26 protein-coding genes are annotated in these 18,694 nt (G+C 68.1%); 14 read left to right on the top strand and 12 right to left on the bottom strand.

The features are described from left to right. Nucleotides 1-37 precede the first annotated feature (37 nt). A complete protein-coding gene (locus tag AB0H36_RS31400) occupies nucleotides 38-298 on the bottom strand; it encodes a WhiB family transcriptional regulator (protein ID WP_360531665.1) in 261 nt (86 codons plus the stop codon). Between the two features lie 177 nt (nucleotides 299-475). Between AB0H36_RS31400 and AB0H36_RS31405 the strand changes: the two genes are divergently transcribed. Together AB0H36_RS31405 and AB0H36_RS31410 are read left to right on the top strand one after the other, a co-directional pair. Further along, on the top strand, nucleotides 476-856 hold the full coding sequence (locus AB0H36_RS31405) for a YciI family protein (protein ID WP_360531667.1): 381 nt from the start codon (nucleotides 476-478) through the stop codon (nucleotides 854-856). Nucleotides 857-868: 12 nt separating this feature from the next. Continuing rightward, nucleotides 869-2,083 carry a sigma-70 family RNA polymerase sigma factor gene (locus AB0H36_RS31410; protein WP_360531669.1) on the top strand — a complete coding sequence of 405 codons (1,215 nt, stop codon included), beginning with the start codon at nucleotides 869-871 and terminating at the stop codon, nucleotides 2,081-2,083. A 10-nt stretch (nucleotides 2,084-2,093) separates the two neighbouring features. Here AB0H36_RS31410 and AB0H36_RS31415 read toward each other — a convergent pair whose 3' ends face one another. Together AB0H36_RS31415 and AB0H36_RS31420 are read right to left on the bottom strand one after the other, a co-directional pair. Then, nucleotides 2,094-2,966: an alpha/beta hydrolase gene (locus AB0H36_RS31415; RefSeq protein WP_360531672.1), complete on the bottom strand. Its 873-nt coding sequence runs from the start codon at nucleotides 2,964-2,966 to the stop codon at nucleotides 2,094-2,096. Nucleotides 2,967-3,021: 55 nt separating this feature from the next. Next, complete coding sequence (locus AB0H36_RS31420; RefSeq protein WP_360531675.1) at nucleotides 3,022-4,449, bottom strand: PepSY domain-containing protein; 1,428 nt, start codon at nucleotides 4,447-4,449, stop codon at nucleotides 3,022-3,024. Between the two features lie 140 nt (nucleotides 4,450-4,589). Here AB0H36_RS31420 and AB0H36_RS31425 point away from each other — a divergent pair, with 140 nt between their 5' ends. Together AB0H36_RS31425 and AB0H36_RS31430 are read left to right on the top strand one after the other, a co-directional pair. After that, nucleotides 4,590-5,216, top strand: a complete 627-nt coding sequence (locus AB0H36_RS31425; RefSeq protein WP_360531678.1) for a hypothetical protein — start codon at nucleotides 4,590-4,592, stop codon at nucleotides 5,214-5,216. 139 nt (nucleotides 5,217-5,355) lie between these two features. Then, nucleotides 5,356-5,925, top strand: a complete 570-nt coding sequence (locus AB0H36_RS31430; protein WP_360531681.1) for a sigma-70 family RNA polymerase sigma factor — start codon at nucleotides 5,356-5,358, stop codon at nucleotides 5,923-5,925. On the opposite strand, the gene AB0H36_RS31435 is transcribed toward AB0H36_RS31430, so the two are convergent. Next, complete coding sequence (locus AB0H36_RS31435) at nucleotides 5,911-6,852, bottom strand: alkylmercury lyase family protein (RefSeq protein ID WP_360531684.1); 942 nt, start codon at nucleotides 6,850-6,852, stop codon at nucleotides 5,911-5,913. The genes AB0H36_RS31430 and AB0H36_RS31435 overlap by 15 nt on opposite strands. Then, the gene (locus tag AB0H36_RS31440; RefSeq protein WP_360531687.1) at nucleotides 6,849-7,235 is read right to left on the bottom strand and encodes a MerR family DNA-binding protein; all 387 of its coding nucleotides are present in this window, start codon (nucleotides 7,233-7,235) and stop codon (nucleotides 6,849-6,851) included. Before AB0H36_RS31440 ends, AB0H36_RS31435 begins: the two co-directional genes overlap by 4 nt. A gap of 91 nt (nucleotides 7,236-7,326) precedes the next feature. Between AB0H36_RS31440 and AB0H36_RS31445 the strand changes: the two genes are divergently transcribed. Beyond that, a complete protein-coding gene (locus AB0H36_RS31445) occupies nucleotides 7,327-7,842 on the top strand; it encodes a DinB family protein (RefSeq protein WP_360531690.1) in 516 nt (171 codons plus the stop codon). A gap of 40 nt (nucleotides 7,843-7,882) precedes the next feature. After that, nucleotides 7,883-8,248 carry a VOC family protein gene (locus AB0H36_RS31450; protein WP_360531693.1) on the top strand — a complete coding sequence of 122 codons (366 nt, stop codon included), beginning with the start codon at nucleotides 7,883-7,885 and terminating at the stop codon, nucleotides 8,246-8,248. Between the two features lie 459 nt (nucleotides 8,249-8,707). Here AB0H36_RS31450 and AB0H36_RS31455 read toward each other — a convergent pair whose 3' ends face one another. Both AB0H36_RS31455 and AB0H36_RS31460 read right to left on the bottom strand, forming a co-directional pair. After that, nucleotides 8,708-10,369: a hypothetical protein gene (locus AB0H36_RS31455; protein WP_360531696.1), complete on the bottom strand. Its 1,662-nt coding sequence runs from the start codon at nucleotides 10,367-10,369 to the stop codon at nucleotides 8,708-8,710. Between the two features lie 445 nt (nucleotides 10,370-10,814). Beyond that, nucleotides 10,815-11,315 (bottom strand): DUF2231 domain-containing protein, encoded by a 501-nt coding sequence (locus AB0H36_RS31460; RefSeq protein ID WP_360531699.1) that lies wholly within the window; start codon nucleotides 11,313-11,315, stop codon nucleotides 10,815-10,817. Between the two features lie 102 nt (nucleotides 11,316-11,417). On the opposite strand from AB0H36_RS31460, the gene AB0H36_RS31465 reads away from it, so the two are divergent. The 4 genes from AB0H36_RS31465 (at nucleotide 11,418) to AB0H36_RS31480 (ending at nucleotide 13,284) form a co-directional block, all read left to right on the top strand. Then, nucleotides 11,418-11,837: a hypothetical protein gene (locus AB0H36_RS31465; RefSeq protein WP_360531702.1), complete on the top strand. Its 420-nt coding sequence runs from the start codon at nucleotides 11,418-11,420 to the stop codon at nucleotides 11,835-11,837. Nucleotides 11,838-11,890: 53 nt separating this feature from the next. After that, nucleotides 11,891-12,040 (top strand): hypothetical protein, encoded by a 150-nt coding sequence (locus tag AB0H36_RS31470; protein WP_360531705.1) that lies wholly within the window; start codon nucleotides 11,891-11,893, stop codon nucleotides 12,038-12,040. Nucleotides 12,041-12,106: 66 nt separating this feature from the next. Next, nucleotides 12,107-12,664 carry a hemerythrin domain-containing protein gene (locus AB0H36_RS31475; RefSeq protein ID WP_360531708.1) on the top strand — a complete coding sequence of 186 codons (558 nt, stop codon included), beginning with the start codon at nucleotides 12,107-12,109 and terminating at the stop codon, nucleotides 12,662-12,664. 86 nt (nucleotides 12,665-12,750) lie between these two features. Further along, nucleotides 12,751-13,284 (top strand): hypothetical protein, encoded by a 534-nt coding sequence (locus AB0H36_RS31480; RefSeq protein WP_360531711.1) that lies wholly within the window; start codon nucleotides 12,751-12,753, stop codon nucleotides 13,282-13,284. A 2-nt stretch (nucleotides 13,285-13,286) separates the two neighbouring features. Here the strand turns inward: AB0H36_RS31480 and AB0H36_RS31485 are convergent, their stop codons facing one another. Genes AB0H36_RS31485 through AB0H36_RS31495 form a run of 3 tightly spaced genes read right to left on the bottom strand, consistent with a single transcriptional unit; the run spans nucleotide 13,287 to nucleotide 14,516 of the window. Continuing rightward, nucleotides 13,287-13,916: a DUF1684 domain-containing protein gene (locus AB0H36_RS31485; protein ID WP_360531714.1), complete on the bottom strand. Its 630-nt coding sequence runs from the start codon at nucleotides 13,914-13,916 to the stop codon at nucleotides 13,287-13,289. Between the two features lie 36 nt (nucleotides 13,917-13,952). After that, the gene (locus tag AB0H36_RS31490) at nucleotides 13,953-14,213 is read right to left on the bottom strand and encodes a DUF6855 family protein (RefSeq protein ID WP_360531717.1); all 261 of its coding nucleotides are present in this window, start codon (nucleotides 14,211-14,213) and stop codon (nucleotides 13,953-13,955) included. Nucleotides 14,214-14,243: 30 nt separating this feature from the next. Next, nucleotides 14,244-14,516, bottom strand: a complete 273-nt coding sequence (locus tag AB0H36_RS31495; RefSeq protein WP_360531720.1) for a hypothetical protein — start codon at nucleotides 14,514-14,516, stop codon at nucleotides 14,244-14,246. Between the two features lie 194 nt (nucleotides 14,517-14,710). Here AB0H36_RS31495 and AB0H36_RS31500 point away from each other — a divergent pair, with 194 nt between their 5' ends. Continuing rightward, the gene (locus AB0H36_RS31500) at nucleotides 14,711-14,956 is read left to right on the top strand and encodes an ANTAR domain-containing protein (RefSeq protein WP_360531723.1); all 246 of its coding nucleotides are present in this window, start codon (nucleotides 14,711-14,713) and stop codon (nucleotides 14,954-14,956) included. Here the strand turns inward: AB0H36_RS31500 and AB0H36_RS31505 are convergent. Further along, on the bottom strand, nucleotides 14,953-15,234 hold the full coding sequence (locus AB0H36_RS31505) for a hypothetical protein (protein WP_360531726.1): 282 nt from the start codon (nucleotides 15,232-15,234) through the stop codon (nucleotides 14,953-14,955). The two genes, AB0H36_RS31500 and AB0H36_RS31505, sit on opposite strands and share 4 nt — an antisense overlap. 292 nt (nucleotides 15,235-15,526) lie before the next feature. Here AB0H36_RS31505 and AB0H36_RS31510 point away from each other — a divergent pair, with 292 nt between their 5' ends. Together AB0H36_RS31510 and AB0H36_RS31515 are read left to right on the top strand one after the other, a co-directional pair. Continuing rightward, nucleotides 15,527-16,552: a Ppx/GppA phosphatase family protein gene (locus AB0H36_RS31510; protein ID WP_360531729.1), complete on the top strand. Its 1,026-nt coding sequence runs from the start codon at nucleotides 15,527-15,529 to the stop codon at nucleotides 16,550-16,552. Nucleotides 16,553-16,565: 13 nt separating this feature from the next. Further along, nucleotides 16,566-17,354: an SDR family NAD(P)-dependent oxidoreductase gene (locus AB0H36_RS31515; protein ID WP_360531732.1), complete on the top strand. Its 789-nt coding sequence runs from the start codon at nucleotides 16,566-16,568 to the stop codon at nucleotides 17,352-17,354. 50 nt (nucleotides 17,355-17,404) lie between these two features. Here AB0H36_RS31515 and AB0H36_RS31520 read toward each other — a convergent pair whose 3' ends face one another. Further along, the gene (locus AB0H36_RS31520) at nucleotides 17,405-18,139 is read right to left on the bottom strand and encodes a GAF and ANTAR domain-containing protein (RefSeq protein WP_360531735.1); all 735 of its coding nucleotides are present in this window, start codon (nucleotides 18,137-18,139) and stop codon (nucleotides 17,405-17,407) included. 132 nt (nucleotides 18,140-18,271) lie between these two features. On the opposite strand from AB0H36_RS31520, the gene AB0H36_RS31525 reads away from it, so the two are divergent. Next, nucleotides 18,272-18,400: a hypothetical protein gene (locus AB0H36_RS31525; RefSeq protein WP_360531738.1), complete on the top strand. Its 129-nt coding sequence runs from the start codon at nucleotides 18,272-18,274 to the stop codon at nucleotides 18,398-18,400. The last annotated feature ends 294 nt before the right edge of the window (nucleotides 18,401-18,694 follow it).

An 18,694-nucleotide genomic window follows, 5' to 3' on the forward strand; every position in this document is an offset into this window, starting at 1 on the left:
CCGCTTGCCGGCCGGCAAGCGGGCTTTGCTCTGCCGCCTACCGGGGCAACGAGTCCGAAGGGTCCATCTCGCGACGCCGGCGCTTCAGGTCCCGGCGCTCGAGCTCGGACAGCCCGCCCCAGACCCCGGCGTCCTGCCCGGTCCGCAGCGCCCACTCCAGGCAGCTGTCGATCACTTCACACCGCCGGCACACCGTCTTCGCGGCCTCCACCTGCTGTACGGCGGGCCCGGTCGTCCCGATCGGAAAGAACAGCTCCGGATCTTCGCTCCGGCACGCTGCCCTGAACAGCCAATTCATGACGTCGGATCTCCTTCGATCTCTCGAAACCTAGACCGACCGATAGCTCGGTTTGTGACGCCACCGGGCGTCCAGGCGCGGAGATTGCTGAGATTCTTGGCTGAGGTGTCCTGATCGGGGACCAGCCGTTCGTCATCAGGTCGAGCGGGACCGTCCCGCCTGATCGAAGGAGTCCGGATGAATCAGTACCTGCTGTCGGTCTACGAGGTGGACGGGCAAGCCGCGCCGGCGCCGTCGTCGCCGGAGGAGATGCAGGCCTTCATGGGCCGGGTGATCGCGCTGGAGGAGGAGCTGGACAGCGCGGGCGCATTCGTGTTCGGCGGCGCACTGCACGGCCCCGACGCCGCCACGGTGGTGAGCGGCGGCACCGGCCTCGACAAGGTGACCACCGACGGGCCGTTCGTCGAGACCAAGGAGCACATCGGCGGCTTCTACATCATCAACGCCGAGGACCTCGACGCGGCTCTGGCCTGGGCAGAGAAGGTCGTCGAGGCCACGAATCGCTCGATCGAGGTCCGGCCGTTCCGGGCGACCGGCCGGGTGCAGGCCGGCCACTGACCGGCCCTGTCGATGGACGACGTCGAGCGCGCCTTCCGGGAGGCGCACGGCCAGGCCGTGGCCACGCTGACCCGACTCTTCGGTGACCTCTCGCTCGCCGAGGACGCGGTACAGGACGCGTTCGTGACCGCGATGGATCGGTGGCCGCACGACGGCGTACCGCGTAACCCCGCCGGCTGGATCGTCACCACCGCGCGCCACCGGGCCCTCGACGTCGTACGGCGAAACCGCCGGGGCCGCGAGCTCGCCGAAGAGCTCGCGGCCGGCCTGCTCCGGGATCTCTCCGGCTCCGACACGGACCCACCGCGCGACGACCAGTTGCGCCTCATCTTCACCTGCTGCCACCCGGCCCTCCGGCCGGAGCACCAGGTGGCGCTCACCCTTCGTCTGATCGCGGGACTCACGGTCGCCGAGGTGGCTTCGGCGTTCCTGGTGAGCGAGGAGGCCATGGCGAAGCGGCTCGTTCGGGCGAAGTACAAGATCAAGGCGGCACGCATCCCGTACCGGGTGCCCGGCGACACCGAGCTCCCCGGCCGGCTGCGCGCCGTACTCTCGGTGCTGTACCTGATCTACAACGCCGGCGCCGACGACCCTGCGAGGTCCGACCTGCGCGCCGAGGCGATCCGGCTCACCCGGCTGATGGTGAAGCTGATGCCTGATGATCCCGAGGTGCTGGGCCTGCTGGCCCTGATGCTCTTGAACGAGGCGCGAGTGCCGGCGCGCGGCGGCTCCGCAGAACTGATTCTCCTCAAGGACCAGGACCGGTCGCTGTGGGACAGTTCGATGATCGCGGAGGGTCAGGCGCTCGTGCTGTCGTGTATACGTCGCCGTCAGTTGGGTCCGTACCAGCTCCAGGCCGCGATTCAGGCGCTGCACTGCGCGAGTCCCCGGTACGACGAGACCGACTGGGCGGCGATCGTCCGGTTCTACGACCGGCTGCTCGCGGTGACGCCAACACCCGTAGTTGCTCTGAACCGTGCCGTCGCCGTCGCCGAGCGGGACGGGCCTGCCGTCGGACTTTCCCTGCTCGACGAGCTTTGCGACGAGTTGGCCGGCTACCACCTCCTGCACGCCGCACGCGGCTCCATGCTGCACCGCCTCGGGCGACGATCGGAGGCCGCAGCGGCCTACGCCCGCGCGGCGACGCTCGCCAGGACCTCGTCGGAAGTCCAGTTCCTCAGCCGGCAGAGTCGGACCATCAGCCAGGAGGGCGACGCTCCCGGATGACGCAGCACTTCTACGAAGCGCGCTCGGCCAAGGCGGCAGCCGCTGCGGCGACCTCTGCTGGGAAGTCCTCCTGGAAGAAATGCTTGCCCGGGACCGTCTTGATGTCACCGAGGCGGGCGGCGAGACGGGCCTGGACGCCGTACGTGCGCAGTGGAAGCGCCGGGTCCTTGCTGCCCCATAGCACTCCCACCGGGTACGCGTCGGAGCCGACGACGCCTTCGTAACGCCGCCGCTTCTCCGGCGTCCGCTCGAACGAACCCATGATCCGGAGGAACGCACGGCCGGAGTCATCGCCGACGAGCAGCCGCAGGTACGCGTCGATGACCTCCGTCGGCACATCAGGACCGACTCCGATGTTCCTCATCAAGCTGCGGAACACCAGCGGCGCCTGCGCGGTCGTAAGCCATGCCCGGCCGAGGAGGTGATGAGCGAACGGCTCCATCACCCACGGCCGTCGGAAGGTGTCGACGGCAACGAGTGTGTTGAGCAGCAGCAACGAGCGAACGCGATCCGGTGCGGCGGCAGCGATCTCGAAGCCGACCGGTCCACCGATGTCATGGACGATCAGGTGGACCCTGTCCAGCCCGAGCTCGTCCAGGGCCGCGGCCGCCCAGCGCCCGAGCCCGGTCCAGGAGTAGTCGAAGTCGCGCGGCCGCTCAGCCAGGCCCAGTCCGGGCAGGTCGAACGCGATCCCCCGGAACCCGCGGCCGGCCAACTCGGGCAGCACCGACCGGTAGACAAACGACGATGCCGGTACGCCGTGCAGGCAGACAACTGCCTCCGAGTCAGCAGATCCGTGGTCGAGCACGAAGCTCCGCACCCCGGTGGCGCTGAACTCCCGCCCAGCGCCACGATGCGCCGCAAGCACCTCGTCCACGCCCACAACTCAACGGTACGCCGGAAGTCCTCACTCTCCAGGCTGTCCTTTCCGTGGGTCGCTATCCGGCAACGTTGAACCATGCTCGCAGGCCTGCGATCCGGCGGAGCAGGAGCTGGTCGAGCACGAGAACGGCCAGCAGCGTGATCCCGAACAGCGGCAGGAAGAGCGCCAGGGCAATGACGAGGACAGCCAGCGCGGGAGTTGCGCGGAGCGGAAGCCGGCCACGGGGCGCACCGAGCGACGTACCCTTCGGGCGCCGGCGCCACCACATAAACGGGCCACTGACACACATGAAGATCACGCCGAGGCAGAAGATCGCGGTCAACCAGAAGTTGAGGGTGCCCTGCCGCCTGCCTTCGTGCAGGGCGATCCCCTGCGAGACCACCTTGGCCAGGGCCGGGTAGTCGCTGTAGCCGTACGTCGACACCATGCGGCCGCCGTACTGGTCGACATGGAGCGTGCGTTCCTTGCCGGGGTCGTTGAAGGCGTAGCCGATCGCCGAGAACACACCCTCGTCGTCGGCGGGCAGTGCGATCGTCATCGGACGCAGCAACCCGTTGCGCCGGCCGACCTCGATCGCGGTGTCGATCGTGGCCACCGACTCGGTCCGGTCCGACGGATTCGAGCGCGGCACCTCGGTCTTGCCCAGGCCCCAGGGCACCGAGTGGCTGTGCGCCAGGGACTCGTCCAGGGTCGAGGTCGGGTTCGACAGCGCACCGGGATCCTCGCCCCAGAACGACGTACCTTGGCTGGACGCGATCTCTTGGGTCTTCGCGCCCCAGAACCCGGTCCACGGCAGCCCCGACACGATCAGAAACAACAAGCCGATCCCGAGGACTGCCCCGGTCCGGCCGTGGCGTGATCGAAGTACCGCGCCTGCTGCTCCGGCGGCTCTGCGACGTGCTCGCGCCACCCGTCCGCGGACGAACAGGTAGTAGCCGGTCAGCGCCATCACAATGGCCCAGCAGGCGGCGATCTCGATCACGTAGTCGCCCCAGCGGCCCGCCATCAACTCGCCGTGCAGCAGGATCGCGCCGCCGGACAGCGTCGTGTCGGGGTTCAGCGACCCGAGCACCTTGCCTTCGTACGGGTCGACGAACACATCCCTGGGCCCGGCCGCGGTGGCGACGGAGAACACCGTCGAGCGGTCCGGCCCGGACGGTTCGGTCATCGAGACCACGGTCGCGTCCGGAAGGGCGCTGCGCACCGCGTCGAGCTGGGCCGAGTACGGCTGAGCGACCAGCCCGGCGGGCTGCTCGACCTTCATCACGTCGGCATGCAGCATCGGCTCGAGTTGGAACCGGAGCAGGTAGATCAGTCCGGTCGCCGCCAGAATCAGCAGGACCGGGATCACCAGGAACGCGGCGTAGAAGTGCCACCGCCAGAACGCGCGGAACAACCCGGCTCCGCGGCCGCGCGCACCGCCGTCGGGCCGAGCCTCCACCTCGACAACCGTTGCGCCCTCAGCGCTTTCTACTCTGCTCACGCCCACTCCTTCTGCACGATCCAGAGCAGGAGTCGGTCGGGGACGGCAATCAGTTCCAGCCGGTAGATGTGAGGTGGACCACAGAGCTGATGGAGCCTGTTCAGTGCGGCACAGGTGGCGGATGCGACCATGGTTCGGCCATGCAGCAGAGCTGGGGATTTCGAGTCGCACGAGCCGGGATGTTCGCGGCTACGTCTGTGCTGCTCGCGGCGCTCGGTCACGTGCTCATGTCCGGTGCGGCGATTCCGTGGTGGGCGCTGGCCATGTGCTTCGGATGGATCGGGCTCACTGCCTGGATCGTGGCCGACCGCGAGCGCGGCGTACCGTTCGTCGTTCTCGGAACTCTCGTGATCCAGGCCGCTCTGCACACGGTGTTCTCGATGACGCAGTCACTCGTCCGTCCGGAGCCCGCCGGACTGCCTTCGGACCTGCACCCGATGGCACATGACGCGATGCCGATGGCGGCAGCGACCGATCCGGCTGCCCATCACCTGACCGGCGCTGGCTCGATCGGCATGCTGGTCGCTCACCTGCTCGCCGCACTCCTGTGCGGCTTGTGGCTGGCCTACGGAGAGCGGGCCGCGTTCGCCATCCTGCGGTTCGTCGCCGGCCAACTCCGGCTGTCGCTGCGGCTGCCCGCCCGTCCACGGCTGACGGAGCACCTGCCACGCATCCGGCACAGCTACTCCCCCACCCCCTTGCGCAACTGGCTGCTCGCTCACGCCATCGTCTCCAGGGGTCCACCCCGCGGAACCGCTGTTTCCTGACAGCACGAATCACCCGGGCGCGACCGGCTTCGGCACCTCGCCCGGGTCGAGCCATGCCATTCGGCAGGTTCTCTCCGCTCACCGGCAGTGCGCTCTGTCCTGCGCTGCCGGACCTTTGGATCTCAGAAGGAATCGAACTATGGCTTCTGACCTGTTCCAGGCACCGGGTGACGCGCATCCGGACCGAACCCCGACCCAGCTGGCGATCGCGGCGCGCGCGGGCGATCTCGACGCCCTCGACCGCTTCGTCCGCGCCCTGCACCGCGACGTACGGCGCTACGTCACCCACCTCAGCGCGGATCCACAATCGGCCGACGACCTCACCCAGGAGACCTTCCTGCGGGCGTTGGGCAGCCTGCACCGCTTCGAGGCCCGCTCGTCGGCACGCACGTGGTTGCTGTCCATCGCCCGCCGTACCGTCGCCGACGACCTCCGCACCAAGGCATCCCGCCCGAGAATCTCCGAGCACGACTGGCAACTCGCGGCCGAACGAGCCCAACCACGAAACCTGCCAGGCTTCGAGGACGGGATCGCACTGGCCGAACTGCTCGCGGGGATTCCCGGCGACCGGCGCGAGGTCTTCGTCCTCACCCAACTGGCCGGCGTTCCGTACGCGCAGGCCGCCGAACACCTCGGCTGCCCGATCGGCACCGTCCGCTCACGCGTAGCCCGCGCCCGGACGACCCTCGCCGAACTACTCGCCGCCTGACCTGCGGGGCTCGCCTCCTGGGTGTGCCGGGAGGCGAGCCCCGCCGTCGAGCAAGTGGCCGAAAAGGCGGGCGCCTAGCTCCTCGGCCTCGTGGTGGCTGATGAGCTGGCCTGGTACGCCGGGGTGGGCGGCCATCCACCGATCCCCGGCCGACCGGTCGGCGAAGAAGTTCAGGTAGTCGCAGCAGCAGTCAGCCGACGGTCCACCGCCTGCGTCGGCGCCGACGAACACCACGGCCGTGTCCGGTGACCAGGTACTGCGACCATCGCGTGTGACGACCGTGATCGGCCGGCCCGTGGTCACGTCCACCGAGGAGATGACGGTGTCCTCACCGACCATCGGGGCGATGCCGAGCGCGTCGACCGCACACATCGCGTAGACGTCGACGCGGTCGCCGATCCGTACTCGGTGCCTGGTCGGCGTCGCGGAGAACGGGTACGCCACCGCGATCTCGCCGTACGACGTCAGCCGGATCGCATCGGCGTCGTGCAAGGCTCGCAGTACGGCGGGATCCTGCGCCGACGGACGTCCTGCGGCGGCGAAGGCACGCAGAATCGCCTGATGCGCGGCTCGCTCCTTCGCATTCAACGGCACCGCGCGAGTACGCCACGCGCTCAGGATCTCGGTCGGCGGGGCAACACCCGCAAGCGCGGCGCGCAGTTGGTCCGCTGACGGAGCAGACACGATCCGGCCGTCGTCGTCGCGATACAGACGACAGGCCAGACCACGCCCGCAGTCCCCGTCCGCCGCGAACGGATCTTTGCCGTCGACCAGCAACGTCGGGGAACCCGCCATACCGAGCCTCGCGGCGTCCGCCTCGGTCTCGACCACCCGCGTCACCACGGGCAGGTCCGTCACCTCCGCTAGGTGTTCGAGCAGCGGCAGCAGATTCGGACAGTCCGGGACATGCAACACCTCGAGCCTCACTTGATCGCCTCCAGCAACGCGCATCGACGATCCGCGCGCGGCAGATCGCACGTCTCTACCAACCCCGATAGCGAATCGTGCATCCGCTGTAGATCGGCGATCCGGGCGGCCAGATCGTCGCGCCGACGTTCGGCCAGCGCCCGCGCGGCATCACAACTGTCCGGCCCACCACCGTCGAGGTGCAGCAACTCCTCCACCTCGTCCAGCGTGAACCCCAACTCCTGCGCCCGCTTCACAAATCGAAGCAGTCCCACGGCCGACGCCGGGTAGTCCCGATACCCACCCAACGTCCGAGGCGGTTCCTCCAACAGGCCCCGACGCTCGTAGTACCGCAACGTCTCGGCATTCACCCCAGCCCGACCAGCCAACTCACTCGTGCGCATACCTCATCGTGAACCCTGGACCTGACTACAGAGTCAAGCCGGACGCGATCGGCGGGCTTGGCGCGGGCGTGTTGGCGACAGACCATGAGTCATGGAACGGAGTTTGGTGCACGCGGAGTTGGAGCGGGCGCGCCGTGAGTTCCACGAGCTCATCGAACTTGCCGACGATGATGCCCTCCGTCGACCGTCGAACGGGACCCGGTGGAACAACCGGCAACTGCTGTTTCACATGCTGCTTGGCTACCTGATCATCCGGGCGTTGCTGAGGTTGGTTCGCGTCTTCGGGCGCCTGCCAGGCGGCTTCAGCCGAACGTTCGCACGCGTGCTGAACGCCGGGACGAAGCCGTTCGACTTCGTGAACTATCTCGGGTCGTACGCCGGCGGCAGCACCTTGAGCCCGGACCGTATGGCGACGATGTTCGACCACGTCATCGACAAACTCCACCGACGATTGGACGCCGAGAGCGACGCGGCACTGGAGCGCGGCATGCACTACCCGACGCGGTGGGATCCGTTCTTCCAGGACTACATGACGCTGGCCGACGTCTACCACTTCCCGACGCAGCACTTCGACTTCCACCGACAGCAGCTCACCCTCGACGACTGAGTGTTGTCGGGTACGGCGGGGCGCGCGCCGGGTGTCGATCGTGGGTACCGGCGACACCATGGCGATCAACGCAGTACTGGCAGTGATCCCGGTCGCGGAGATCGAGGACGCGTGCGCCTGGTACACCTCCTTCTTCGGACGACCTCCGGACCAGCGCCCGATGGACTCCCTGGCCGAATGGCACCTCGCCGACGGCGGCGTCGTCCAGATCTTCCAAGACCCCGCCAAGTCCGGCCGCACGACGGTCAACTTCTCCATCAACGACCTGGACGACCGAGTCACCGCCCTAACCGCCCACGGAATCACCACAACCGACCCCGTCATCGTGTCCAGCGGCCGCCAACGCCTAATCACCTGCCCCGACCCCGACGGCAACCAACTAGGCCTACTCGAACCCGCCACCTAACACCCCCACTCCCCCTCGCCCCACCGCCCAACCCACGCCCCGCCAACCAACCCGCCCCGACCCACCACCCGCCAACCGACCCAACACGAACCACAGCTCCACAAACGGACCGACCCGAACCACGGCTCCACAACTGGACCGCGCCCCGACCACCGGGTCGACACGAGCCGCGGCCAGACAACCGGACCGATTCGAGCCGCGGCTGGACAACTGGGCCTCAACGTCCGTGCAACTCGGGCTTGGTGCCGGTCACCTCCCGGCCGACCGGCGCCCTCCCGCTCTGCGCCCAGCCGCTCGTCCCTGAAGGTGTCCCGCCGGTGTCGGCGACGCGGCGGGCACAGCGGCACGCATTCCCAGACCCACATGGTCCCGCTCTCGCACACTGCGCCCATGGCGAGCGCGATCGGCCTAGAGTTCAGCGTTGATCGGACGAGGGCTCACCGTTGATCGGACTAGCGCTCACCGTCGGGCGTTGTCGTCGGCGTCGGGGCGACGCAATCTCCCGTACCACTTGTTCCCGGCGGAACCTCCCAGGACTGACCCGAGCAACGTGACGAGCAATATCGCAACGACTGCAGCCAACGCGGCCAACGGACGGTCGCCTTCCGCGATCGGCAAGGACGGCCAGTCGACTCTCGCCACAACGTCGTACTCGCGGTCCACCAAGTACCCCAGACCAACCATGAGCCCGACAGCCCCCCAGCCAAAGAGCCACACACCAAAGCCCTGGCGATCGCCACGCGACGGCACCATCCGCCCACCGACGTACCCGCCCGAGAACGCCGCAACCCCCATCAACAGAACCAAAACAATCCAAGCGCCAAAATAGAGCCGCCCGGTGCTCCCCTCGTCCCCCGCCCAGGCAGCAAGCCTGTCCCACCCGATCACCGTGCAGACACCACCAACCAGCACCATCAGAAGTACGCCGGTCCCACAAGCAACCAACCACCCAAAAAACGCCACCCCAACCGACGCCCCCCCCCCCCGAGCCTCGCCCTCCGAGTAGGCCTCGTCTCCCCGCCCCAGCACCCCGCCGCGGAACCGCTCGTCCTCCCAGTACGACTCCTCACCCCGGAACCGCTCCTCGCCCCGATACGACTCCTCGCCCTGGAACGGCTCCTCATCCCGGAACGGCTCGTCCTGCCGGTACGGCACCTCGCCCGGATACCGCTCCTCGCCCCGGAACCGCTCCTCCTCCCGGAACGGCACCTCGCCCCGATACGGCACCTTGTCCCGGTACGGCTCGTCCTGCCGGTACGACTCCTCACCCCGGAACCGCTCGTCCTCCCGGAACGGCACCTCACCCCGGAGTGACTCCTGACCCCGGTACGGCTCCTCATCCCGGTACGGCTCCTCATCCCGGTACGCCTCGTCCTGTCGGTACGGCACCTGTCCTCGGAACGGCTCGTCCTGCCGGTACGGCACCTCGCCCCGATACGGCTCGTTCCGGTACGGCTCCTCGTTCCGATAGAGCTTGTCGCGGTACGGCTTCTCGCCCCGATACGGCTCGTCCTGCTGGTACGGCTTCTCGCCCCGGTACGGATCGTCCTGCTGGTACGGCTCGTCGTCCCGGTAGAGCTCGTCCCGGTACGGCGCGTCCTCCCGATACGGCTCGTCCTGCCTGTACGGCAGGTCGCCCCGGTACGACTCCTCGCCCCGGAATCGCTCGCCCTCCCGGAACGGCTCCTCATCCCGGTACGGCACCCCACGCCGGTCCGGCTCCTCATCGCGGTGCGGCTCCTCCTGCTGGTACGACACCTGGCCCCGATGCGGCTCCTCGCTCCGATACGACTCCTCGGCCCGGAACCGCTCGTCCTGCCGGTCCGGCACCTCGCCCCCATACCGTTGCTCGCCCCGGAACCGCTCGTCCTCCCGATACGGCGCCTCGCCCCGATACGGCCCGTCTTGGTACGGCTTCTCGTCCCGGTACGGCGCGTCCTCCCGCTGCGGCGCGTCCTCACGGTACGGCTCCTCGTCCTGGTCGCGCTTGTCGCGGTGGGGCTCGTTGGCCGGGGCAGGGTTGGCTTGGGCGTCGGCGGTGGCACCTAGGAGCTCGTCCAGGGTTACTTCGATGGCCTTGGGCTTTCTGTTCCCGTGGGCCGCGTCGCGTCGACGCATCATGGTGACTCCCTGACCAGCCCGCCAGTCCCCGACGGTGGTCTGTCACCTGGCTCGTCGCGGTCACACGACCTGGATGAGCCGGCCCCTCGTCATCGTCGAACGACACTTCCGCTGCACCGCATCCAGTACCCCGATCCACCCCAGCAATGCGCCGACCAGGCCGAACCCGACCACGGCGCGACCGCCCGGCCAAGCCGAACCCGACCACGGCCCGGCCGTGGTGAACCGCGGTAGCCGCCGGCCAGGCCGAACCCGACGACGGCGCCTACGTCCGGTCACACGTCGACGACGGGTGCGGCCGCGGCCGAGCTGGTGAAGCGTGGGAGTGCGGCGGTGCCGATGGCGAGCAGGGCGATGATGGCGAGCTGGAGGGCTTCAACCGTGGCGAAGGCGTGTGGAGTGCTGTGCTCTGCGCGGGCGAGGTAGAGCTCAGATCTCGGTGACGTCAGTGGTAGCCCTCTCGTTGGGTGGCTTCGCCGGCGACGCGGACGCCGTAGTGGTAGGCGAGCTGGCCGCCCAGCCAGCCGGACGCACCGAGGAGCCCGACCGCGAACAGGCTCAGCACGAAGCCCGCCACGCTCACCTCGTCGTAGCCCGCACCGGCGCGGATCGCGAAGCTGATGACGAAGAGCGCCACAACGGTCAGGTTCAGCGTCATGTGCGTCAGGCCGGTCCGGAACACCTTGGTCCCACGCGGGATGGCCAGCAGATCCATCAACCCGAAGACGGCGGCGAGCAGGGCGCCGATGATGCCGATGCCGATCAACCAGTAGGCGCCCTTGGCGAAGACCGGCGCTTCGTCGGCATTGATCACGGCGACGAGGTCGAAGACAACGCTCGCCACCCAGGTGCCGATCGGTACGGCGACCAGCACCGGATGGAACGGATGACCGTACGGCCCGGCCAGCTTGGACTTCGGGCGTTTCGCCCGCTCGAGCTCATCCATCGTGGTTCTCCAGATCGCGCGGCGCGAGTACGTCGCCTCTATCGCCAGTACCCACTGTCGATAGAAACCACCCGACGTTGCAGCGGTGGGTACCGCGCTGGCATGACTGAGTTGCCGGAGAGGTTCGAGCGTCCCGAAGGCGTCGACGCCCAGACTGTCGAGGCTGTCGGGGCCTTGACGCTGGCGATGGAGACCGTGATCCGGGCGCGGGGCGCCCTGTACGAGTTCCACCAGTTGACCGGCAAGGCCGACAACGAGGTGATCAGAGCCGTCGGCATGTTGCGCAGCGCCGGGCATGACGACGTGGCCGACGAGGTCGAGCGGGAGATCAAAGGCCGCAACGTGAACGACCGGCGGTGGACGTTCCAGATCGTCGAGGACTACGAGCGGACGTACTACGAACCGTTCGTCGAGCGGCATCGCCAGGTCCGCGACCACCTCGTCGACGGCCGGCCCCACCAGCGTGAGGCCGAGATGAAGGAACGCCGTACGACGCCTGGCGAGCCCGGCCACGGCTTCTGATTCACGCACCGGCCCGCGGGAACCGGGGTGGCCGGCAACCCAAGGAGGCGACGATGAGTGTCGACCGTCCCGAACCGGACGACAAGCAGGTCACAGACACCGAACCGAACGAGCCGCCGGAGGACGACGCCGTACGACGTCGGCCGCAAGCGCAGGACGTGACGAGCGGCGAGCAAGGCGACCCGGTGGAACCGCCGGACTGAGCCGGTGCGGACCAGGTGTGGCACGGGGTACAGGGCGATTCACGCAACCACGAAAGGGGCAGGGGTATGACGGCGGACGTAGTCGACCTGATCATGCAGGACCACCGCGAGGTCGAGCGGCTGTTCGACGAGCTCAAGGAGAGTCCGGAGAAGCGGCCCAACTTGCTTCCGGTGCTGACCACGCTGCTGACCGCGCACAGCCGCGCCGAAGAGGCCGAGGTCTACCCGGTCGCCGCCAGCGAGGCAGGCGAGAAGGAAGAGGTCTCGCACAGCCAGCAGGAACACATCGAGGCCGACCAATTGCTCGCGAAGCTCGCGGAGACCGATCCCTCCTCCCCCGAGTTCGAAACCGTGCTGCAGAACCTCGTCGACGCGGTCTCGCACCACGTCGAGGAAGAGGAGACCAAGGTCCTGCCCGGCATGCGCTCCAACCTCTCCGACGAACGCCGCGCCCAACTCGGCGAGGCCTTCGTTGCCAGCCGCAAACAACACCTCGGCGAACAGCCCGGCGACATGACCCGCGACCAACTCGCCCAACAGGCCAGGAACGCCGACATCTCCGGGACCTCCGGCCTCTCCAAGGACAAGCTCCAGGAAAAGCTGCAGAGCGAGTCCAGCGAGTAGTCGACCTGAGAGCGCTTCCCGATCGATGATGACTGAGATGGGTACTGGTAGGTAGACCCGGATCGCGTCGAGGGTAGGTGGTCTTGATGTACGACGTCGTCCTGCTGGTTGAGGAAGAGCTGAGTGTGCCGGATGCGCAGCGCTTGGTCGAGCTCTACGCGAGTGCGCCGGACCCGCTCAGGTTCCATGTGATCATCCCCTGCGAAGATGCACAGGGCAGAATCGAGGCCTCGCTGGCGAGCCTCGCCGGGACGGAGTACTACGGCATCACGACCGCCCGGCTCTCGATCGAGTCGGACGAGGAGGCGCGCAAGGCCCAGGAGAACGCGCAACGCGACATCGACGCCCACGCCACGGCCGCGGTGGACCGCAGCCTCGACCGGCTGCGGTCACTCGGCCAGGCCGCGGAAGGTTCGATCACCCACCGGCACCCGGTGGACGAACTCGTCGAGCAGATCAAGCGCGTCGACGGCCAAGAGGTCGTCGTACTGACCCGCCCTCACGTCGTGGCCGAGCTGCTTCACATCGACTGGTCTGCCAAGGCTCGTCGACACCTCGGCGTACCGGTGCTCCATCTGCTCGAACAGCATCAGGACAGCCCGCTGGAGCCCGATCGCTGACCTCATTTGGCTTGGGCGTCGGTCAGCTCGCCGGCGGCTACGGCCGTTGTCAGAGTGTTGCCTGCGGGGGCGAGCGGGCAGCTCCAGAGTGAGTTGTACGCGCAGGACGGGTTGTAGGCGAAGTTCAGGTCGACGACGAGCCGGCCCTCGCGGAGGTCGCCGCCCAGATCCGCTCCCTTGACCGTGTCCAGGAGGTAGCGGCCGCCGCCGTACGTGCGGCTGCCGGCAAGGGCGTCCTTGATGGGCACGAACACGCCGCCGCCGTACGACTCGAGCCACCACACGTCAAGGTCCCCGACCTGCGGGAGATGCAGCACGCCGGCGCGGGTGAACGGAATCACGCCATCAGTTGCCGAAGGCACCTCCCACCGACGCGGCTCCACCTCCGTGTCGACCTCAACGTCGAAGCGCAGCTGCGGCTGGTAGTCGCCGATCTCGACCTGCAAGTCCTCGCGTTCGTCGACGGGCACCGGCGATGCTGGATGCGTCGCGAGCAACTCCGCCCGTCCTGCTTGCCAGATCGCGTGTCCCTCGACGGGATCGGCAGTCGCCCGTACGTCGCCGTACAAGGCGAACACCTTGCGACGCCAGTCCGCGGTGTCCAACGCCGATCCGCCAGCCTGCTGATTCACACTGTGCCCTTTGCTCTCCGGTGATCCGGCTCGTCGTCAGCGAACGCGGATGCGGTGTTGCGCCCAAGCTTCGAGCGTGCCGTCCTTCACCGGCTTCCCCTCGTCCGCACTGCCCAACTCCATCCAGCCGCCGTACGACGCCAGCATGGCAGGCACGTCGTCGAGACAACGCGCCGACGTCGGCGCTGCACTCGCGCGGGTGTTGGGTGCGCTCCCTCTGCCTCGACCAGGCCGGATTCCTTCAGCAGACGCAGATGATGCGACTCCGCCGCCCCGGCTTGGCCCACCACCCCTCAACGTAATCCGTCGATTTCGGTCACCATCCCGTTACGGAGTGTCAATAGGATGGACCAAGCGGTCGTCGCCGGTCCTTTGTGCGCCGTCGCCGCGCTCGTTGGCCGGCGCCTGCTCCCCGCTCGTCGCGGGATCCCCGGTCTCGACCACGCTGCCCGGCACCGGGGCCTGTGCGAACATCGCGTTGGCCGATCTGGACAGCTTCCGCCGCAACAACCGATACCCCACCGCTCCGGCACCTACGGCGCCGGCGACGGCCCATCGCTTTGCCACACCACCCGTACGCCGCTTCTTCGTGGAGATCATCTGAGGCCCTCCTCCGCTCGGTCGCCTCGGTAACCGTCGAACGACGACCGAAACCAGCCAGTCCGTCCTTGGAGACGCAGGCATACACGGCCCGGCGGATGGGAACCGGGAGCAACCGGATCGTGTATTGCCACGACGGGTTGAAGGATCAGCCCCTGGGAGTGGCTCGGTGCGCGGCGTGAGGTGAGGCTGTGATGAAGAGGGCCGTCTGCGTCGACGAGGCCGTCAGCGTCCTGATGGAATGCTTCGGCATCGACGCCGCGGAAGCGGAATCAATCCTGCGCGCGTGGTCGGCGGACCATCACAGCTCGGTGGTGACCGTCGCCCACGTCCTCGTCCATCAGGTATGGCGGGGTGACGAGCCGCCGAGCGATCGTCGACTGGCACGCGCCGTAGAGGAGCAACTCCGACGCCTCCCCGGCCCAGCCAGCCAAACCTAGTCAAGATCACGCTGGTCGACGAGGGCGCCGACGCCACCGGCGGTTCCTACGAACGACTCCTGCACAGGTACGTCGTCGTGCTCCGCGAACAACGCCTCCCGCGGCAGCATCACGTGCTCGGGCTCGAGCTCCCGAGGCTCCGGCAGTACGACGCTCGCCGGCGACGACAACGTGGTCCGAGCGAGGTCCGCCAATGCCGACACAAGCCGGTCCGCCCGCTCCCGGCCGTCGCCGAAGATGAACTGCGCGAGGACCCGGCGGTGGTCCGACAGTCCCACGTTGATCGCACGTTCCGACCGGACCAGGTTGATCGCACGTTCCCCCGGAACACCTCGGCGACGCGCTCCCGTCGTACCCCGTCGTCCACTCCCTGGCCTGCTTGTGACCGGGCGGCGAGACGTTCGCGTAGTCGGGCGCGTAGTGCTTGGCCGGCGCCTCCGGCCGCGGGGTCTCGTCGTGAGCCGTTCCGGGCAGTACCCGGAGCGACCATCCGCGCTCACCGCGCGACCTTGGCGCGGACCTGGGTCCGCTCAACACCGAGACGGTTTGTGCGGGGGCACCGGTGCACTTGTGAAGATCGGTGTGCTGGATATTGGGTCGAACTCGGCTCAGCTGCAAGTGGTCGAAGCCTCCCCCGGGGCGCCCCCACTACCGACGCACGCGGTCAAACACGCGACGCGGCTGAGTGAGGAGATTCAGCCCGACGGCTCGATCACCTCCGACGGCGTCGAAAGGGTGATCGAGGCTGTCGAGAGCGCGGTCAGAGCGGCTCGCTCGTTGCAGGTCGACAAGCTCTTCGCGTTCGCCACCTCCGCCGTACGCGACGCCAGCAACTGCGCCGAGATCGCCGACCGCCTCGCTCGCGAGGCCGGCATCCAACCGCGGTTCCTGACGGGTGAGGAGGAGGCGCGGCTGACCTACCTGGCCGTGAGGCGCTGGTACGGCTGGTCGGCCGGGCGACTGCTGGTCCTGGACATCGGTGGCGGGTCGACGGAGATCGCGCTCGGCCGGGACGCGCGACCCGACTTCGCGGTCTCCCTCCCCTTGGGCGCGGGACGGTTGACCAGGGCGTTCCTGCGCGACGATCCACCGAAGCGCGACGAGCTCCGCGAGCTGCGCCGGCATGCGCGGGCGACGCTGCGCGAGGTCTCCGACCGGCTGCGCTGGGAGGGCGACCCGAAGCGGGTGATCGCCAGTTCCAAGACGTTCAAGCAGCTCGCGAGAATGTGCGGCGCGCCGCCCCAACGCACAGGTCCCTTCGTACGACGGACGTTGTTCCGAGACGATCTCGCCACCGCGGTCCATCGCCTGTCTCGCATGCCCGCCCGGGAACGAGCGCAGCTGCGCGGTGTGTCCGAGTGCCGCGCCAAACAGCTCGTAGCCGGCGCGCTCATCGCCAAGGCAACGATGGACGCGCTCGACATCAAGCGACTCGACATCTCACCGTGGGCGCTCCGCGAGGGCGTCATCCTGCACTACCTCGAAACGGTAATGAATCAAGAACCTCCACTCGCTCTCGACGCCCTCCAACCCGCCCAGGTCTTCGAACCAGCTGCCGCCCCGCCCAGCAACGTCACCGTGATGCCCACCTCCTAACCCGGGTACGTCGATGACACAGGACGAACTCGCAGTGGTCACCGGCGCGTCCAGCGGGATCGGGCTCGAGCTCGCACGGCAGTTCGCTCAGCACGGCTTCGACCTCGTCATCGCCGCCGAGGACGACGCGATCCAGACGGTGGCACCTCAACTACGAGTCGCCAGGGCCAAGACCGTTCAGGTCGAGGCCGTCCAGGTCGACCTGGCGACGCCCGAGGGCGTGCAACGGCTCTCCACCGCTCTCGGCGACCGGCCGATCGCGGCCGCCGCACTCAACGCCGGCATCGGCTCGGGCGGCCAGTTCATCGACACCGACCTCGGCACCGAGGTCCGCATGATCGATCTCAACGTGAAGTCGACCGTTATCCTGGCCAAGTCCCTGGTGCGCGACATGGTGGCTCGAGACCAAGGCCGGCTGCTGATCACGTCCTCGATCGCGGCCACGATGCCGGGTTCGTACCATGCCGTCTACAACGCCACCAAGTCCTTCCTGCAGTCCTTCGCCGAGGCGCTGCAGGACGAGCTCCGGCACTCCGCAGTCACCGTCACCTCGCTGATGCCGGGGCCGACGGAGACCAACATCTTTCACCGCGCCGGCATGGACGACACCCGGGTCGGGCAGTCGAGCAAGGACGATCCGGCCGAGGTCGCGAGGCAAGGCTTCGAGGCGATGATGGCCGGCAAGAACCGAGTCGTCGCCGAGTCACTCATGAGCAGGGCGCAGGAACTGGCCGGCAAGGTCATCCCGGACACCCTCAAGGCAGCCGCCCACCGCAAGATGGCCGAACCCAAGCAAGACTAAAACCAAGAGCTGACCGGACAGCCAACCGGCTCAACTGCCAGCCGCACTGATCAGTGCGGCAGGCGCCGGGTGTCGATCAACTCCTGCGCGACATCGCGCAACTTGCGGTTGTACTGCTGGGAGTAGCGCTTCAGCACCTCGAACGCCCGGTCGCCGTCCAGGCCGTAACGCTCCATCAGAATCCCCATCGCCTGCCCGATCAACTTGCGGGCGTCGATCGCCTCGGCCAGCGACTCCTCCTCGCGCGCGTTCGCGATCGCCACCGACGCGTGCCGGGCCAGGATGTGCGCGATCGCGAGGTCGTCGTCGTCGAACGCGTTCGGCGCTTTGTCGTACAGACTCAGCACCGCCTCTGCGCGGCCGTGGGCCAGCAGCGGCAGATGGACGATGGTGCGGATCTCCGCGGCACGAACCTGGGTGATCCACGCCCTCGACCACCGCGTCTCTGCCTCCACATCGGCGACCAGAACCACCCGCTCCTCCTGGATCGCAGTGATCATCGGTCCGTCGCCCGCCTCGATCTGCAGCTCGTACAGCGTGGCGACCAGCGGATCGGTCAGCGCCAGCACCTCGGGGCGCCGGCCACGGGCGACCAGCACCACCCCTGCGTAGGTGCAGCCAAGCGCGTGCAACGCGAACTGCACGACCGCCTCAACGGTCTCCTCCACCCCGTCGACGTCGTGCAGCTCCATCGCCAACCGGCCGAACGCGTCAGCACTCGCACCACCGCCCGAACCACCATCCGCTGCGGCAGCAAATCCATTCGGAACCTCCGAATGAGGCATACCGCCATCATCCACCCCCAACCCACCATCCGGTATATCCAGCACGACGTACGCCGAACGCCGCGAAGACGCCGGCGTGTACAGCCCAGAACCTGGCGGCGGGTCGGGCGGGGATCCACTGGGAAGCCGCTTATGACCGGTGCGCTGAGGCCGACAAAGGTCGGTCCCATCGAGATGCTGGCCACCATCGTCGCCAGGCTTCTCAAAGGCGCACCCGCGACGGTGACGGCCGAGGCGGTCAAGGACCCGGTGACGGCCTAGGCGGTCAAGGACCCGGTGACGGCCGAGGCGTCAAGGACGCGGTGACGGCGGCGGTCATTGGCGGCATAGATCCGCAGCAGGCGATCATCGCCGCGCGGCGGCGCGCTGCCGGCGAACTCGCAGGGGGTGCACTGGAACGGCGGTGACATCGTTGCGATCGGCAACCTGCTGACAGTCTTCCGGTCGAATGCGGCCCGCTGAAGCTCACGGCTCGCTGCAGATGACACGCCTCTAGAACACGGCCGACGACCCCGGTGTCAGAGCAACGCTGCAGTTCAACCCGACCCGCGAAAC

This window comes from Kribbella sp. NPDC050820 (genome assembly GCF_040653975.1).
Taxonomy (GTDB): domain Bacteria; phylum Actinomycetota; class Actinomycetes; order Propionibacteriales; family Kribbellaceae; genus Kribbella.

Bases quoted from the DNA above. Each gene is read 5' to 3' on its own strand.
- AB0H36_RS31475 (WP_360531708.1), top strand. From the start codon at position 12,107: ATGACGGCGGACGTAGTCGACCTGATCATGCAGGACCACCGCGAGGTC.
- AB0H36_RS31520 (WP_360531735.1), bottom strand. From the start codon at position 18,139: ATGCCTCATTCGGAGGTTCCGAATGGATTTGCTGCCGCAGCGGATGGT.
- AB0H36_RS31460 (WP_360531699.1), bottom strand. From the start codon at position 11,315: ATGGATGAGCTCGAGCGGGCGAAACGCCCGAAGTCCAAGCTGGCCGGG.
- AB0H36_RS31405 (WP_360531667.1), top strand. From the start codon at position 476: ATGAATCAGTACCTGCTGTCGGTCTACGAGGTGGACGGGCAAGCCGCG.
- AB0H36_RS31455 (WP_360531696.1), bottom strand. From the start codon at position 10,369: ATGATGCGTCGACGCGACGCGGCCCACGGGAACAGAAAGCCCAAGGCC.
- AB0H36_RS31480 (WP_360531711.1), top strand. From the start codon at position 12,751: ATGTACGACGTCGTCCTGCTGGTTGAGGAAGAGCTGAGTGTGCCGGAT.
- AB0H36_RS31525 (WP_360531738.1), top strand. From the start codon at position 18,272: ATGACCGGTGCGCTGAGGCCGACAAAGGTCGGTCCCATCGAGATGCTG.
- AB0H36_RS31495 (WP_360531720.1), bottom strand. From the start codon at position 14,516: ATGATCTCCACGAAGAAGCGGCGTACGGGTGGTGTGGCAAAGCGATGG.
- AB0H36_RS31430 (WP_360531681.1), top strand. From the start codon at position 5,356: ATGGCTTCTGACCTGTTCCAGGCACCGGGTGACGCGCATCCGGACCGA.
- AB0H36_RS31425 (WP_360531678.1), top strand. From the start codon at position 4,590: ATGCAGCAGAGCTGGGGATTTCGAGTCGCACGAGCCGGGATGTTCGCG.
- AB0H36_RS31515 (WP_360531732.1), top strand. From the start codon at position 16,566: ATGACACAGGACGAACTCGCAGTGGTCACCGGCGCGTCCAGCGGGATC.
- AB0H36_RS31500 (WP_360531723.1), top strand. From the start codon at position 14,711: ATGAAGAGGGCCGTCTGCGTCGACGAGGCCGTCAGCGTCCTGATGGAA.
- AB0H36_RS31400 (WP_360531665.1), bottom strand. From the start codon at position 298: ATGAATTGGCTGTTCAGGGCAGCGTGCCGGAGCGAAGATCCGGAGCTG.
- AB0H36_RS31470 (WP_360531705.1), top strand. From the start codon at position 11,891: ATGAGTGTCGACCGTCCCGAACCGGACGACAAGCAGGTCACAGACACC.
- AB0H36_RS31440 (WP_360531687.1), bottom strand. From the start codon at position 7,235: ATGCGCACGAGTGAGTTGGCTGGTCGGGCTGGGGTGAATGCCGAGACG.
- AB0H36_RS31410 (WP_360531669.1), top strand. From the start codon at position 869: ATGGACGACGTCGAGCGCGCCTTCCGGGAGGCGCACGGCCAGGCCGTG.
- AB0H36_RS31445 (WP_360531690.1), top strand. From the start codon at position 7,327: ATGGAACGGAGTTTGGTGCACGCGGAGTTGGAGCGGGCGCGCCGTGAG.
- AB0H36_RS31465 (WP_360531702.1), top strand. From the start codon at position 11,418: ATGACTGAGTTGCCGGAGAGGTTCGAGCGTCCCGAAGGCGTCGACGCC.